Genomic DNA, 17,586 nt, shown 5'->3' with positions numbered 1-17,586 from the left:
GGAACATTAGATAACGTACAAGATTTAATCGACGCGATCACAGATGAAGACAAGAAAGCAGAGCTACAAGCAGATTTGGATACAGCGCAAGATTTATTGAACGATAAATTAGCGGCAGAACAAGCAGAAAAAGAGCGTCAAGAAGCAGCGGAAGATGCTGTGAAGGATCTATTTAAAGATGAAGATGTGGCATCGGGAGAATTAAAACCAGGCGTGGATCAAGGAACATTAGATAATGTGCAAGATTTAATCGACGCGATCACAGATGAAGACAAGAAAGCAGAACTACAAGCAGATTTGGATACAGCGCAAGATTTATTAGATCAAATGAACATGACAACGGGTGAAGTCGAAGTAAATGAATTTGTCGTTGGAGCGGACAACAATATCATTGGTACCTATAATGGTGATGTGAAACGTGTAGCCGTAACAGTGAATGGAACAGAATATCGTGGTGGTACTTTAGCCGATGGAATGCTTAGATTTTACAGTCTAGATAAAATTAAGAATGTAGATGATGAGGTAGTAATTCGTGGATTAGATCAAAATGGTAGAGTATTAGATACAAAAACAGTAGCGCTAAGCAAACGTGTGACATCTGGGACGATCAGTCCGAACACGGTAGTAATTCCAGGAGACAATAATATTACTGGGACATATACAGGTGATGTCAGAAAAGTGATAGTAACAGTGAACGGAACAGAATATCGTGGTGGAACTCTGATCGCGGGTGAGTTTAAGTTTTATAGTTTAGATAAAATTAGAAATGTCACAGACGAGGTAGTTATTACTGCTTTAGATAGTAAAGATAAAGTATTAGATACAAAAACAGTACAGGTGAGCAACCCGCAAACATCAGGTACGATTTCTCCAGATACGCTTACTATTCCAGGTGATAAAAACATGACAGGAACATATGCTGGCGATGTAAAACGAGTAGTAGTTACGGTCAACGGCATAGAATATCGTGGTGGTACAGTAGAAAATGGAGTAATTAAGTTCTACACGCTAGATAAGATTCGTAGTGTAACAGATGTAGTTAGCATAACGGCTTTTGACGCGTATGGCAAAGAACTAGATCGCAAAGAAGTGATCCTTCAAGCAAGTACAAAATAATAAATAGACACTCTGAAAATTAGATTCATGCTAATTTCAGAGTGTCTTTCTCTATAGTAGAAAAATTTAATATTAGTTTGTGTGGATGAAGAATAGGGGATGTCTACAGAAATGAAATAACGTGCCCAACCCCCTATTATTACAGGGAAATCACGTCATTTTATGTATGAAAATCCAATTAAAAGCAGGCGAAGAGATGATTAAAACGCGGGTTTGATTTCTAGTGTCAATTTTTTGAAATATCGCGGTTTAGCCGAAAAAGTTTGGTAAAGTATAAATAAGCAAGACGACAAGTTAACAAGGAGGTGCAACCGATGCAAGCCAATGGAATAGAGTTATGTTTCTTAAAAAACCAAGAAGCCCTAGAACAAAAATTTAGTACAGATCAATTACTACGATTTTTAAAAGATAATACCATTTTTAGTAACAGAAGTAAAACGATAACGCTAAAAAAGAAAGACATATTAATTAAAGAAGGTGAAGAGCTAAAGTATATTTACATCGTAAAAAATGGAACTATTCTCAAGTCGAGCCATCAGAATAATACAGTGGACTTTATATTCAGCAAAGATATTATCGGATTAACAAAGTTTCTTTTTAATAGTAAATCAGAACAAACATTGCAAGTCGTTTCTGATGAACTTGTTGTCGAGCGATTCCATAAAGCAGACGTGATTGAGAAAATCATAAATACGGAAGATGGGTATTTTTATCACTATCTTCATATGCAAAAGCAATTGGAGCGACAACGAGCAAAGGAGATGTTACTGAGACTACCTGCAGAATTAAGGGTGAGTAAGGCTTTACTACTTCTAGGTAGCCATTACGATAGAGCATTGGAACAAGAAAACATCCTTACTATAGCTAAAATAATTACTCGTAAGATGTTGGCCCACTATACGAATTTGACACAGAATACAGTAACAGCTATTTTGCAGGACTTGGTGAAGAAAGAGCTGATTATGACAAAACAACATAGCGCACATGTATATCCGAAGAAGCTTCAAAATCATATTAAATCTCTGGAATTATAATCGGAAGTATAAATAATTGAAAAAAACTAATAAAAATTATAATTAAAATCTAAAAAAGAAAAGGAATGACGATAAATTATGAAAATGAAAAAAATGATGAGTGTAGTAGCATTAACAACAATTTTGGGTACAAGTGTAGAGGCACCACTTAATGTATTATCAGCGAAAGCATTTGCAGCAGAAGGAGGAGCAGATTCAAGAGCTGTAGTGGATAACCCGAATTTATTAAAAGAAACAGGTACATTAACGCAAGTAAAACCTGAAGAATTTCAATCAAGCTCTGTGAAGCACCAAGTGGGAAATACCTTACTAAATAACACGAAAGGAACACTTAATATCGGTAAGTTGCACAACTACAATTCATCGTCATCATCTGCCGATAAATGGCGAGTGCTTGTAGGTGCGCCAACGCAACTTGTAAATGATAAGGATGTGACAAGTGCAACTACTATATCGATTAAGCATAATAGATCAGCGGTAACACCTGATAAAGTGCAAACAATTGCATCGCGAGAAATCCAAACAGTACCTGGTAAGGAGTACACATACAGTTTTTCTCAAAGTGCCTGGAGAGATGGGAATCTTGCAGATGATGATACCCCTATACAATTGACCGGGGTAACAGATAATTTAGGTAGAAACCTTGCAACCCCAAATAGAGCGGGAGGTTATACAGGGGAAGGGGATTTTTGGAATAAAGAAGAGCAAAAAAGTATCACTTTTACGGCCACTTCAGAGATTACAAAAGTATATCTATCGTTCGAAACAAAAAGAGTAACAACGGCGCTTGGCTTTCAACACTCTGCAAATGGCTACGCAGCCAAAGTAAGTAACATGCAAGTTGTCAAATCAGTAGCACAAGTGCAGAAAGATATGGAAGATAATGGGGCGGAGGATGCGCTTAATGAATTATTCGCAGATGATAATGTAAGTACGGGGATATTAAAACCAGATGTTGATCAAGGGGATATTGATAATGTTCAAGATCTGATTGATGCAGTCACAGATGAAGATAAGAAAGCAGAACTTCAAAAAGAACTAGATAAAGCTCAGGAACTATTAAATGAGAGAGAAGAAGCGCAAGCGGAGCTAGATCGTCAAGAAGAGGCTAGTGATGCAGTAAAAGAGCTATTTACAGACGATGATGTAAATTCTGGAGCATTAAAACCTGGAGTAGATCAAGGCAACATTGATAATGTGCAAGATTTAATTGATGCAGTCACAGATGAAGATAAGAAAGCAGAATTACAAAAAGAGTTAGACAAGGCTCAAGATATCTTAGATGCAATGAAAGCCTCGAAAGGTGAACTTACACCGAATGAGTTTCTTGTAGGTACAGATAAAAGTGTAGTAGGAACATTCACTGGAAATGTGAAAAAAATCTCACTACGTATCAATGGAAAGGAACATACAGGCGGTTCTTTGAAATTAGATGGATCATTCAGTTTCTATTCTCAAATTCATAATATTAAGAAAACAGATGATGTTTTCGTAGTAGGCTATGATCAATATGGCCAAGAATTATCTGTAAAGAAAGTCAATTTTGTAGCTACTCCTGCAACAGAAGGTAAAATCATACCAGCAGAAATGAGTATTCCAGGCCACAGTAACATTACAGGAACATATACAGGTGACGTGAAGTCCATTATTGTAACGGTAAACGATATCGAATATAAAGGTGGAACTTTGGTAGACGGTGAGTTCAAATTCTACAGCCTAGATAAAATTAAAAGTGTCAACGATGTTGTGGTAGTGAAAGCACTGGATGCAGCTGGTAACGTACTAGATACGCAAACTGTTAAACTAAACGGTAAAGAAGTAGCACTTACTGGGATAATTACTCCAAATGAAGTTTCTATTCCTGGCGATAAGAATATTACAGGAACATACGAAGGTGATGTGAAATCTGTTATTGTAACAGTAAACGGTACGGAATATCGCGGTGGAACATTAGCCAATGGCGAATTTAAATTTTACAGCCAAGACAAAATCATGAATGTGAATGATATCGTTACGATTAAAGCTGTAGATGCAAAAGGTAATGTACTAGATACAAAAACAGTAACAATTAAAAGCAGTAAGACAACTGGCATATTATCACCCAATACAATGATAATTCCAGGAGATAATAATATTAGAGGCACATATACTGGCAATGTAAAAAAAGTAGTCGTAACAGTAAATGGTAAAGAATATCGTGGTGGGACAATTGCGAATGGCGAATTTAAATTTTACAGCTTAGATAAAATTAAAAGCGTTGATGATGTAGTCATCATGACAGCTTTTGATTCAGAAGGTAAGGAATTAGATAAGAAAATCATTCAAATAGAAGCACCTAACAAATAAGGTAGTGAATAAAAGTAATTACTGTATGACGCGATACTAGTAAGAAGTACCACGTCATACAGTGAATATAAAAAATGAAAAGAGGGAATTAATTATGAAAATGAAAAAAATGATGAGTGTAGTAGCATTAACAACGATTTTGGGTACAAGTGCAGAGGCACCACTTAATGTATTATCAGCGAAAGTATTTGCAGCAGAGGAAACAAGTACGGAAGGTGAAAATCTTCGAACAAGCTTGGCATCGACAAATTCTACTATTACTTCTACAAGTGTTCGATATAATTCTAATACACAAAAGTTTGACCACAGGATAACAGGTATTATTGAAGGTGAAAAATTAGTAAACAGAACGAAAATGGAAGTATCTGGTAATCTTTTTTGGGGAGGAGTGATTTCGGGTGGCTCATTCACTTCCACGAAGAATGGTTCAACTACATCGGGATACAACGTTCTTTGGACGCAACAATCTAATGAACGCGAAATGTTTGAGATCACATTTTCGAGTGAACTTCCAGTGATTAGGGGGGATTTAATGGTGCAGGTTTTTGGTGGAAATCTTGCAGATGCCAAGATACTTCATACTTTGGAGAGTATATCTGGATATGCTGATTTAAGACCTACAATTACAGCGGTAAATCAAACTATCTCGCTAGGAGAGGATTTTGATCCATTAGCATTTGCGACAGCTAAAGATTTTGACGGAACAGATGTAAGTGTTGTTGTTACTACAAACAATGTTGATAATCAAAAACTAGGCAAATATACAGTAACCTATACTGCGACAGGTAAATATCAAAAAACGACCAAATCCATCACAGTAACTGTCGTAGAGCCAGATGATGGTATCACTAAACTTGACACATTCACACTAGAAGAGTCGAATTCTGTTACAGGAACGTACAAAGGAAATGTTAGCCAAGTAGCATTGAGTGTTAATGGTGTGGAAGGCACGAAAATGGACGTAACCGGTGGTGTGATTGATTACACAGCAATTGGCGCAATTAAAAAAGCAACGGATGTCGTTTTAATTAATGCCTATACTGCAGATGGCAAATTAGTAGACAGCAAGCCAGTAACCTTAGCAGAACGCGAACTAAAAGGTGCCATTACGAATGTTGATAACTATCAATTTAAAGAAGATCGCCAAGTAAAAGGAACATTCACAGGCGATGTAGACCAAGTAAGCATTACAATCAATGGTACAGAACAAAAAGCAGTCAAAGTAACTGGCGGCGCATTCCAATACTACGTATGGGGCTTAATCAACAACAAAGCAGATGACGTAACAGTTAATGCCTACGATAAGAATGGTGAACTGCTAGACAGTAAAGAAGTAACAATTAGCGAAGCAACAACAACGGGCGAAATTACAGAAGTAAATGACTACTTGCTGAAAGAAGATCGCCACGTAACAGGTAAATTTACAGGTGATGTTACTAAAGTTAGCTTGACGATTAATGGTAGCGAAACAGGTAAAATCGGCGTAACAGACGGTGTATTCCAGTACTATGTATGGGGAGTTCTCAACAACCTATCTGACGAAGTAACAGTCAATGCCTATGACAAATATAACAATCTAATCGATACAAAAGCAGTAAACATCAAAGAAAAAGAACTGTTTGGGTCAATTACGAACCTAGACAAGTTCACAGTTGGTAGCGATCGCTATGTAACAGGAAACTATGAAGGTGACGTAGCCCGTATCTCGACATTCATCAATGGCACAGAACATAAAGGCGCAAGCTTACAAGGTGGTAACGCGTTTAGCTTCTATGCAGCAGATAAAAACATCAAGAAAACAGACGAAGTTGTAGTCGTAGCCTACGATAAAAATGGTAAAGAACTATCACGTGAAACGTTAAATTACATCATTGTTACAGAAGGCAAGCTAACTCCAGTTGAAATGACAATCCCAGGCGATAACAATGTTACAGGAACGTACACTGGCGATGTGACACGTATTACCCTTACCGTAAATGGAACAGAGTATAAAGGTGGGACAGTAGCGGATGGCTCATTCAAATTTTACAGCTTAGATAAAATCAAAAACCAATCGGATGTAGTCGTTGTCAAAGGCTACGATGCTACAGGTAAATTGTTAGATACAAAAACAGTGAAATTCAAACAAGCAGCACCAACAGTCGGAACCATCACACCAGCGACATTGACAATCCCAGGAGATAAAAACATCGTAGGAACATATACAGGTGATGTAAAGTCAATGACAATTACAGTAAATGGAACAGAGTATAAAGGTGGTACAATTGCAGCTGGTGAGTTCAAATTCTACAGCCTAGATAAAGTAAAGAGTGCAAATGACACAGTAATTATGAAAGCATTCGACAAAGCAGGAAAACTATTAGATACCAAAACAATTGCAATCAATAAATAAAAGCGAATGAAGCTTTACACAACTTAGAGTAACATAATTGATTTCATGTATTTCAACAAATCAGCAGTGATATAGTGGGTAGGGATGTTCCTATCCGCTATATTACGTTCTACAGGAAACAACAAATAATTGACAAAAAAAATGAATTATCCGCAAAAAGGCAAGATAAAGCAATTTTTATCGTATACTTCTTATATAGAACATATCACAAAATTGTATATATGAAGGGTGAGAAAATTAAATGAAAAATTTTAAACGAAATAAGAAAGAAGATGTGCAAGAATCATCAAAATTAATTACGAATCTAGACCCACGTTCGCCATATGCGGAGTTGTTTCGAGGAATTCGGACTAGTATTGAATATTCTAGCGTTGATCAAGCATTAAAGTCAATCCTTATTACTTCATCAGAGCCTAACTCAGGTAAATCCATTACTTGTGCTAACTTAGCGGTAGTTTTTGCACAACAAAATAAAAAAACGTTACTAGTGGATGCCGATATGCGGAAACCTACAGTGAAAAAAATATTTCCGAAGGCTTCTTCAAAAGGATTGAGTGGTCTTTTAGCCAATAAGGTGAAGGTGGAAGAGGCAGTGTGTAAAACAGAGATAGAAAATTTGTATGTTTTGCCAGCCGGTGTGATACCACCTAATCCAGCTGAGCTATTGGGCTCCAATCGAATGAAACAAATATATGAGGAGCTGTACGCAGAATTTGATCAAATCATATTTGACACACCACCAATTCAGCTAGTCGTTGATGCTCAGTTATTAGGGAATTTTGTAGATGGCTCCATTTTACTTGTTCGTCGCGACCATACTACAAAAGAAGCAAGCAAAAAGGCGCTCGAAAAACTGCAGTCAGCAAGAGCGAACGTTTTAGGGAGCATTTTTAACGATACAAAGATGAAGGCTAGTGACTACTACTATGGCGAGGGCTAATGCAGTTGTATGAGAATAGATAGTATCGGATTTATGATAGGGCAAATCAATTTTATGAAATGCGCTATTCTGCGCATCGAAATTTGTTATTATAGAAAAGCACCAATTGCAAATCTAAACGAGAGGGGGCACAAGATGATGAGAATAAATATGCAAGAAATGCGTGAGATGTACAGCGATGTGGCAGTGGAAGATCAATTTAACACCAATGAGTTGCTTAATTTACTAGAAGATGCGAACATTTCCCCATTGGAATGCAAAACGATCCGCTTAAAAAAGCATGAGATGCTAATTACAGAGGGCGATGACAGTGAGCATATCTATGTTATTGAAGAAGGAAATCTGATGATGACGGATTGTCAGAGTAAGATGATTGATTTTTTCTTTGAGCAAGATATCATTGGTCTAACGAAATTTCTTTTTAATGACCAATCAAAGCTATCCTTTGAGGTTATTTCGGAAGAACTTGTGGTTAAGAAGTTTAAAAAAGAAGATGTTATCGAAAAAATTATGAACAAACAAGAAGGCTATTTTTTTCATTACCAACACATGCACAAAGAGATAGAGCGAATGCAAGAAAAAGAGAAAATATTGAGATTGCCGACGGAAGAGCGGATTGGTCGGGCTTTATTGCTGTTGGGAAACAACTATCATAATTGGAAACAGAAACAATCATTTTTAGTATTCCCACAAGCAATTAACCGCAAAATGCTAGCAAATTATACGAGCCTTACACAAAATACGATCACCAAAGTATTACAAAAGTTTGAGTGTAGCGGTTTAATTAGATCTAATCGACGAATGATTCATATTTATCCAGAAAAATTAGAAGCAGGAATCGGAATTAAAACATTAGAAAATTCATAAAAAAGACATATAAAAATTGCAATTATACAATTCCTTAGATTGGTACAGCGTCTAAATATGATAAACTGAGAAAGTATTTTAGTGGAATCTCGGTTTATTAGAAATTATTTTTTTGTAAGCGACAGGAGGACCATTATTAGAAAGTAGAACTATTTAATAATGGTCTACATAGGTTATTGGAATAAGATCTTATCCACCACTAAAAATACAATTTTACTGTGTATAAATACAGGGTATAAATACAGGAATTATTGTTTTGGGAGAGGATTAGAATGAGAAGTATTATCCCGTCATCTGCATATCGACGGTTAAAAATTTTAAATTTGTTGTTTTTTACAGAAGAACCTTTGACAAAGAGAGAGGTAGTAGGAAAGGTATTGAGTTCAATAAATACGTTGAACGCGGATATTGAGATTCTAAATACGGCTTTTCCAAGTCACATAGCACAGATTGCAGAAGTTAAGCAGCGCTTGATGCTAACTGTAGGAGAAGATATTAATTTTGATTATTTAACAGCCTATATGGTTGGAACCAGCGATTTATTTCATCTGACTGAGGCTCTTTTTAATGGAGATCATTTCACTCCAGTGGAATGGTCCGAACGTAACTATATAGGATTGACTAATTTATATGCGAGGCTAAAAGAGATTGATAGTTTTCTTGCTAAAAGCAGACTTATTTTAAATTCTAATCCGCTACAGATTTTAGGCAATGAAATTAATATTCGCTTTTTCTTTTTTCATCTATTTAGTAAATCATATCCCTATAAAGGATGGATTCCAAAGGACTTTACTTATGCTATGATTAATCGCTTTATTAAAAAAATGGAAAGGTATTTGGAGATTTCTTTCTCACTTTCTACTCGTATGGACTATGCGATTGCTATTAGTGTTTGTCTCACGCGTATAAAGCAAGGGAACATGGTGCAGTTGGAGAATGGTTTGAGAGAGGTTAGGGAAGTTGAGCAGTATTATGACGCATCTCGTCTGGATTTTAGTGATTTAGAGAAGGGCCTAGGCGTCAAGATCAGCAAGGAAGAAAGATACTTTATCTTGATGTTAAGTTCTCTTGCACCATTTTCATATGTTAACAAAGCCCGGATTGATTTTAGAATAAAATATCATAAGACTTACAGACCGGACCGCTATAACTTGGGAGTCGCTTTGGCATCTCTGGTCAAGGACCAAGTGGAGGACATTGATGCCGTTTTAATCGCAACATTAGATTATTTAACAAGGTTTAGTTTTGTTGACAAAAAACATCTTATTGTGGATGTCGAGCAATTCTCGAATAAAAATGTTTTGAATTTAATTGATAAAGACAGAATCACGAAGGTATTGACTGAATTTGAAAAAAAAATCAAACTATAAGTATGTTAGGGACAACAAAGAAATCATTTCAGAATACCTCCGTGATCTATATACACTAACGTTGTTGAGTAAACGCTATCGGAAAAGTGTTCGTGTACAGGTTATTTCAAAGACAGGTTTTTTAGGAGAAGCCTATTTAAAATCTGAAATTCGAAAAAAACATTCCCATCAAGTGATCGAATTTTGTGATGAAAAGGATACGTATGATTTGGTTGTGAGTGATTTTTCAGTAAATGTTGAGCCAACTTGTGATGTGCTTGTTTGTCATGTTCCATTAGCGACTAGGGATATGAAGCAATTACAAGATTATATTCAAAGAAAACAAGAGGAATATGATAGAGAAGCGTAGGGTAATCCATTTCTATTTTAGGGAGGTGGTAGATGGATAATAAAGATTGATAAAAAATGAATGGAGCAAGATCAATAAGAAACAAATGAAGTGGGGAGTTTTAAACTTGAAAATAGAAAAAATAGTAGCGGGGCTGTTAGTAGCGAGTCTAGCAGTGACACCATTAACTGGGGTATTAGAAACAAAAGCGGCAGAGACAAAAGCAATAGAAGTCTACAATCAAGAAATAACAGTATATAGCTTTGCACAACTAGAGAACATTTTAAAAAATGGATACGGGAATATACTTATTAAATTGGCAGCGAACATCACACTCGAAAAAGGTACGAAGGTTAATGCGAATATCACTTCTGTAACGATTGATGGACAAGGTAATACATTAACGGAAGCTGTGGCAAGTTCTGCGTCTGGTACTATTCTAATCAATAACAAAAATACGAGTCAATTTACACTGAAAAATATGGATATCATCGGTAAAAATTATTATGGTCCAGTTGTTGTTGATAATTCAATACGTGGAGCCAACCTTTATTATGAGAACATCAATTATAAAGGACCACAATTGATTCATAATCTTAGTGGCTATGCGCATCTAAGCGGAAACAACAAAGTGACGATTACACAAGAGATTAAAAATGGAAATGTGGCACAAGAATTTGCGCAGGCGACAGGTGTCAACATTAGCGGCAAGCTAGTACTTGATCATGGAAGTCTATATGACAGTGTATTTTGGTTTGGATCAGCGAACTATGCGCCATCGTTCTTAAATATTTTAGATGATGCGGATGTATCCGTGACTGTAAGAAATAAAGATATGTTTTACGTAAATGATTCAGCTTCAAAACCATTTAGTTTACGGGTTGGAAAGAATGCAAAATTCAATGTTGTGACCTATGGTAATTTATTTAGAAGTGCTAGTATGGGTGCCGAAAGCATATCTTTTGAAGAAGGATCAGATACGCAGATGACACGCATAAATATCCAAGCAAGAGAACTTATTAACTTGAAAAATGGTTCGAAACCAGGCGCATTAACGGTAGCGAAAGATGCTTCACTGACATTGGGGAATGTAGCTGGTACAGTCATTACGGGCGCTAAGAATAGTTCTGTTCAATTGAATAATCCTAGAAATGTGACGTTACAAGGCGAAGCGGGGAACCTATTGAAATATGCAGGATCGCTCACTTTTAATACACAAAAAGTGGAGGCTGGTTGAATTCATTCGCTATGGGGACGCCATATTATCAAGTAGAGCAATCTGGAAATACACCTCTTATGGCAGTTGCGAATGTTACAGCAGCAGGTGCAGTTAATCTAACGTCGACTAATGACGGACGTCTAGTGGGTATTCCATATACAAAAGCTGGCACATTACGTTTCTCTACAGAGGAAGAAATTGATTTTGAGTTGGTAAATAAAATTACCCCTAATGTACTAGTTTTCCCAGAAGAAAGTAATATAACTGGAACTTGTACAGCAGATGTAGATTCGATTACCGTTACTGTTAATGGTGTTGAGTACCGTGGTGGTGTTATTTCAGGTGATAAATTTGAGTTTTACATCGTTGATAAAGTTAAAAATGTTAATGATACAGTCACGATTAATGCTTTTGATAAGGCTGGAAAACTAATTGATAAGAAAGATGTTATTGTAAAAGCAGCAATTTAAAGAAATAAAAGCGGATAGTGATGAGTATACACCATCGTCACTATCCATCTATCATGATGAAATGGGGAATGAAAATGAAGAAAAAATGGCTCGTAGTTGCAATGGCAACAGTAATGACAGTTGGACAACTATTACCTACCTTTGTGGAAGCTGCAAAAGCGCCACTAGAAGCAAATGAAAATGTGGTTGAAACAACAAAGCAAGAAGCTAAAACAACAGCAATTCCAGAATTCCCTCAAAAAGCAACTACTTTTGATGAGTTGGCTAGAGAGTCTAGAACGTCGTATACGATTCAATCAATTGACAATGCAGCGGTGGCATATAACAGTGCTAATAAAAAATTTGAGCATAAATTAAGCGGAAGAGTTTCCAATGCAGGTTTCTTTAATCTCCAACCAAGAACGAGTACTTACTCCTTTAATGCTACATATTATTTTAGTAATGGAGCTGCGCCGATTACGGTCTCTTTAAACAAAGGGGCATTACACGCACCAGAAGAAGTTATTGTAACAGGAACAGAAATTTTCTTAGCTATGACATACTTCGATAACCCGGCTTCGTATGCGGTTGCAACACTGGATATCAATGGTAAGAGAGTGAGCGAAAAAACAGCAGTGTTCAATACCCCAACAAACGTGACCCCAACAATTACAAGTGATAACCAAACAGTCACAGTTGGTGACACATTTGATCCCATGAAAAATGTATCTGCAACAGATTTCGATGGTAAACCACTAACGGTTCGTGTGAAATCAAGTAATGTCAATACATCGCAAGTTGGCACGTACAGTGTGGTTTACGAAACAACGGGAAAAATACAAACGGTAACCAAAACAATTACGGTTACAGTTGTAGCGCCAGAGAATAGAATTATAGCACTAGACACATTCATGCTAAATGAATCTACAGCCATAACAGGCACATATGCTGGGAATATTAGTCAGGTGAGCTTGAGCGTGAATGGTGTGGAAGGCTTCAAACAGAGTGTAAGCAATGGTAATATCCAATTGACAGCTGTTAACACGATTAAAAGCAAGGACGATACGGTGGTTGTGAATGCCTATGATATACTTGGAAACTTGGTTGATAGTAAACCGTTAACAGTAAATGAGCGTGAACAAACAGGAGCTATTACACAATTAGATAATTATATGGTAAAACAAGATCGTTATGTTACTGGAAGATATTCTGGTGATGTGGCTCTGATTAGTTTGACCATCAATGGAGTGGAGCAAACACGTGTCTCTGTGACGAACGGAACTATTAATTATTATGTATGGGGATTGATCAGTAACGTATCAGATACGGTGGTTGTGAATGCGTATGACAAGAATGGGCAAATATTGGATCGTAAATCTCCAGTCTTGACCACATACGAGAGCGTAGGATCCATTACTAAATTAGACAATTTTAGTGTTGGGGCGGATCGCTATGTTACAGGAAATTATGCTGGTGATGTGGCTCGGATTGGTCTAGAAGTTAATGGAACAGAGTTAGGACGAATTGGTGTTACTGGTGGTGCATTCCAATATTACACACCTACGGCAATTTCAAGTCTAGGGGATACAGTATGGGTAAACGCCTATGATAGTAATAATAAGTTATTGGATCGGAAACAAGTTACTTTAGTTGATAGTGCAAGAATTACTAAGATAGATAACTATGTTGTTGGAGCGGATTCTCGTGTCAATGGTACGTACACAGGCGACATTACGCATGTTCGTTTAGAAGTCAATGGTATTTTGCAAGCTAGAATTCCGGTAGTAGATGGCGCATTTTCTTATTGGGCACGTGAGTTAATTACAGCACCAACAGACAAAGTCAACGTCATTGCATATGATAAAACTGGTGTAACAGTGGACACCAAACCAGTCACTATTGCAGCATCTACAGGGTCGCTGACAAGTAATGTATTTACACTAGGTGATTCCCGTGTAACAGGAACATACACAGGTTCTATCAGCCGAATTAACATAGAAGTTAATGGGCTTACTGGTGGTAGTATTCCGGTTGATGGTAGCGGAAACTTCTCTTATTGGATTGGCAATCTAGGTGTTGCTAGCACATCAGATGTTATTTATGTTATCGGAACTGATATTTTTGGAAAAGAAGTGTTGCGCCAAAAAGTAACGATAAATCAAGGCGAGGCGGGTACGGTTTCTGTGAATAATTTTGTCCTAGGTTCTGCATCGGTTGTAAGTGGAACGTATTCAGGTGACGTGACACATATCCGCTTAGAGGTTAATGGTGAGTTACAAGGAAGAATCCCGGTATCTGGTGGAATCATTTCTTATTGGGCGCGTGATCTAATCACAGCGACGACAGATAACGTACGCATCATTGCTTATAATGGCGCAGGTGGGATTGTAGCAGAAGAAACAGTGACAGTCGTACCAAGATAAAACGATTCTTAAAAAAGAAAAGGAGTGCTTGATGGAATTTGGTGCGTGTCAAAAACGTATCAAATTCCAAAAGCTTTAACCACAATGAAATCGAAATTACTAATCATATCACAAGTTTTCGAACCTGAAATTGGTAGTGGAGCTAACAGAATAACGAGTATTTACCACTACATAAGTAAAGTATTTGAGGTCGAAGTATTAACGAATGAACCAAGTTATCCTAATGACTTTGTATACCAAAAACAGGATACTAAAAAAAATTCAAATATCACTAGAAGCCGGGCATATATCAAACACTCCAATAATATGATAGTCCGACTTTTCTTTTACGCTGAAATCACGATTAGCGCCGTGTTGCTTGCAGTCAAACGAAGCCGGGTGGATATTGTTTTCTTGTCTACACCACCACTTTTTCTCGGTTTGGCCGCACTTTTTGTTAAGAGAAAAAAACTAGTGATTGATATTAGAGATTTGTGGACAGAATCACTCAGAGGCATACGCCGCTACAATAACCCGGTTATTTTATGTGTATCCGTCTTTTTTGAAAAAATGCTGTATAAAAGAGCGGACTTGATCATCATCAATAGTGAAGGTTTCTATGAACCATTGGAACAGATGGGGATTTGCAAATCAAAAATCAAGTGGATTCCTAATTCGATCGAGGCCAAAGAATTTATGTTGAAAAATGCAGAACCGAGTGATGTATGTAAGGTTATTTATAGCGGAAATGTTGGGTTAGCGCAGGATATGGACATGTTTCTAGAGTTGGCGGCGGATTATTTAGGAGATTCTTCTGTTCAGTTTGAGATTATTGGATATGGCTCGAATTATCAAGCATTACGGACGGAGATGACACGAAGGAATTTAGTAAATATTAATATTTTGGGAGTTCAAACGCGAGAAGAAACGCTTGAAATTGTTTCCAAGTCTGACATTGCTTTTGTTGGTCTGGTAGAACACCCCGCGTTTGAGAATGTATTGCCAGGAAAAATAGTGGACTATCTAGGATTAGGTATCCCGATTATTGGCCAAGTATCAGGATATAGTAAGTCCATTATTGATGCTGCCAATGCTGGAGTAACATTTACGAAAGACTCCTTCCGGCAACCTGCAGTTGCACGAGCGCTTCACCAACTATTTAGAAATGTCTCCTACCGACAGGCATTAGCAGAAAATGCCTTTACTTATGCAAATAAACATTTTTCAGCGTCAAAAAACTACCAAAGGCTTGCAGATATTTTGCTGGATACTATGGAGGGAAAATAGCATGTCAAAAAAAGTAGCGATGTTTGTATGGAATACGTATACCAATGATGCGCGTGTGAAACGGGCTTGTGTTGTTCTTAGCGAGAACGGATATGATGTGGACTTATTTGCACTTTGGGACAAGACCTTACTACGAACAGAAAAGTTAAATCCCAATTTCCAGTTATATCGTCTAGGATTTCGAAGTACGATGTTGCGTAAACGTCTAGCAAGCATAATCCGCCATTGGTACACGATGTGTTTCCTAAGTATCCTATTTTTATTTGGAATGTTGTACTTTCCAAATATGACGCTTTTAGCCACGATAATGCTATGTATAGTTGCGAAAAGTGCGAGATATAATAGAAGGATTACTCTATTTTTTTCGATGATTTATCATGCACAAAAAAGTAAATATGCGATCTATCACGCGAATGATTTAAATACGCTATTACAGGCGGTTATTTGTGGGAAATGGCTTGGGAAAGCTAGACTTATCTACGATTCTCATGAGGTTCAGACCAGTAGAACGGGGTATAATAGCCCGGTTTACGGTATCGCCGAGCGATGGTTGTTGAGATTTGTCGATATCTGCATTCATGAAAATCATACGCGTGCAAAATATATACAAAATTTATATGACTTTTATCCAGAGGTTATTCATAATTATCCATCGACACTAAAAAAAGGAGGGCAAAGCATTGATTTACACGATCGTTTGGGGCTGAATAAGGAAACGCCCATTTTATTATACCAAGGAGGCATCCAAGTAGGGCGGGGACTTGATAAAATTATCGAAGCAGCGCCATTGATTGAACGTGGTGTTATTGTTTTTATCGGGGATGGCAAACTAAAAGAAGCTTTAGTGACACAGGTAAGAGAGCGCCAACTGGAGAGTCGCGTGCGTTTTATACCTAAAGTTCCGTTAGACGAATTGGCAATGTATACAAACCAGGCCTACTTAGGGTTTCAAGTTTTAAATAATGTTTGCTTTAACCATTATTCAGCTTCGTCTAATAAATTGTTTGAATATATTATGAGTGATGTTCCCATTATTGCTAGTGGGTTTCCAGAAATAAAAAAGGTTGTTGAAGAGCATCGAGTTGGGGTAGTAGTAGATGGGCATGAACCAGTATCTATCGCTACTGGTGTCAATAAACTAGTACACGATGTAGAGCTACATAAAACATCTCAAGAAAAACTGTTTAGCAGCTAAAAAAATATATAACTGGGAAAATGAGCAAGCTATATTTTTAGATATTTATAAGAAATTAACAGCTAAGGAGTTGTAAAAATGGTCAAAAAGGGTCAAATCAAGAAACAGGTTGCTGAAATGAAACAAGAGCATGATTTACAAATAGCTAAGTTGCAACAGGACAATGAGGCACAAGCGAGACAACATGTATCAGAAGTTGCGATGTTAGAAAAAGAGCTCCGATCCGTGAAGCATGCGCTTGGAATAGCTAGAGCTAACATGAATGAAACGATACTAGAAGAATTAAGACGTGAGAAGATGCAACATCAAATGTTACAAGCTACTTTCATAGAGTTGAAATCACAAGTGGCACTAGCAGATAGTAGTTTGTTCGAGCAAGAGAAACTAATTGAAACCATTAAAGCGACCAAGGCAGAGCTGTTATTTTTTCAAGAATATATCTATAACCTATTAGATGATAATAAAAAAGGGTTAGAGCAATTGATGGAAGAGAACACGCAGTTAGAAGAACAACTGAAGGAACGGGACTACCAAGTGAATTTGCTGAAACACCGATTAGGGCACGTTTCAAGAAGCTATGATAATTTAAATAACACCAAAATGATTATAGTATTAAAGAAATACTGGAAGGTACGAAAAAA

13 protein-coding genes and 1 pseudogene are annotated in these 17,586 nt (G+C 37.0%); all 14 read left to right on the top strand.

Going from position 1 to position 17,586, the window contains the following annotated elements; genetic code table 11:
* On the top strand, positions 1–1,116 hold a 1,116-nt coding region (locus PGRAN_RS16875), incomplete at its 5' end, for an immunoglobulin-like domain-containing protein (protein ID WP_036068353.1).
* A 314-nt stretch (positions 1,117–1,430) separates the two neighbouring features.
* Positions 1,431–2,150, top strand: a complete 720-nt coding sequence (locus PGRAN_RS14760; RefSeq protein ID WP_036068352.1) for a Crp/Fnr family transcriptional regulator — start codon at positions 1,431–1,433, stop codon at positions 2,148–2,150.
* A 78-nt stretch (positions 2,151–2,228) separates the two neighbouring features.
* The gene (locus PGRAN_RS14755) at positions 2,229–4,496 is read left to right on the top strand and encodes an immunoglobulin-like domain-containing protein (protein WP_036068351.1); all 2,268 of its coding nucleotides are present in this window, start codon (positions 2,229–2,231) and stop codon (positions 4,494–4,496) included.
* A gap of 94 nt (positions 4,497–4,590) precedes the next feature.
* A complete protein-coding gene (locus PGRAN_RS14750) occupies positions 4,591–6,888 on the top strand; it encodes an immunoglobulin-like domain-containing protein (RefSeq protein WP_036068350.1) in 2,298 nt (765 codons plus the stop codon).
* A 241-nt stretch (positions 6,889–7,129) separates the two neighbouring features.
* Complete coding sequence (locus tag PGRAN_RS14745; protein WP_051998690.1) at positions 7,130–7,828, top strand: CpsD/CapB family tyrosine-protein kinase; 699 nt, start codon at positions 7,130–7,132, stop codon at positions 7,826–7,828.
* Positions 7,829–7,963: 135 nt separating this feature from the next.
* Positions 7,964–8,695 carry a Crp/Fnr family transcriptional regulator gene (locus tag PGRAN_RS14740; RefSeq protein ID WP_036068349.1) on the top strand — a complete coding sequence of 244 codons (732 nt, stop codon included), beginning with the start codon at positions 7,964–7,966 and terminating at the stop codon, positions 8,693–8,695.
* 272 nt (positions 8,696–8,967) lie between these two features.
* On the top strand, positions 8,968–10,065 hold the full coding sequence (locus tag PGRAN_RS14735; RefSeq protein ID WP_036068348.1) for an AcpB/EbpR/MafR family transcriptional regulator: 1,098 nt from the start codon (positions 8,968–8,970) through the stop codon (positions 10,063–10,065).
* A complete protein-coding gene (locus tag PGRAN_RS14730; protein WP_036068341.1) occupies positions 10,043–10,414 on the top strand; it encodes a hypothetical protein in 372 nt (123 codons plus the stop codon). Before PGRAN_RS14735 ends, PGRAN_RS14730 begins: the two co-directional genes overlap by 23 nt.
* A gap of 106 nt (positions 10,415–10,520) precedes the next feature.
* Complete coding sequence (locus PGRAN_RS14725) at positions 10,521–11,630, top strand: pectate lyase-like adhesive domain-containing protein (RefSeq protein WP_036068339.1); 1,110 nt, start codon at positions 10,521–10,523, stop codon at positions 11,628–11,630.
* Positions 11,627–12,082, top strand: coding sequence for an immunoglobulin-like domain-containing protein (locus PGRAN_RS14720; RefSeq protein WP_149024081.1), 456 nt, complete (start codon positions 11,627–11,629; stop codon positions 12,080–12,082). Before PGRAN_RS14725 ends, PGRAN_RS14720 begins: the two co-directional genes overlap by 4 nt.
* Positions 12,083–12,156: 74 nt before the next feature.
* On the top strand, positions 12,157–14,484 hold the full coding sequence (locus PGRAN_RS14715) for an immunoglobulin-like domain-containing protein (RefSeq protein WP_036068326.1): 2,328 nt from the start codon (positions 12,157–12,159) through the stop codon (positions 14,482–14,484).
* Positions 14,485–14,529: 45 nt separating this feature from the next.
* The gene (locus tag PGRAN_RS14710) at positions 14,530–15,750 is read left to right on the top strand and encodes a glycosyltransferase family 4 protein (protein WP_036068324.1); all 1,221 of its coding nucleotides are present in this window, start codon (positions 14,530–14,532) and stop codon (positions 15,748–15,750) included.
* 19 nt (positions 15,751–15,769) lie between these two features.
* Positions 15,770–17,021, top strand: a pseudogene (locus PGRAN_RS14705) (glycosyltransferase).
* Between the two features lie 2 nt (positions 17,022–17,023).
* Positions 17,024–17,586 (top strand): hypothetical protein (locus PGRAN_RS14700; RefSeq protein WP_036068322.1); only part of this gene is annotated, 563 nt, incomplete at its 3' end.

The sequence above is a fragment of the Listeria grandensis FSL F6-0971 genome, assembly GCF_000525835.1.
In the GTDB taxonomy this organism is placed as follows: domain Bacteria; phylum Bacillota; class Bacilli; order Lactobacillales; family Listeriaceae; genus Listeria_A; species Listeria_A grandensis.
This window is presented reverse-complemented; position numbering and strand designations above follow the sequence as displayed.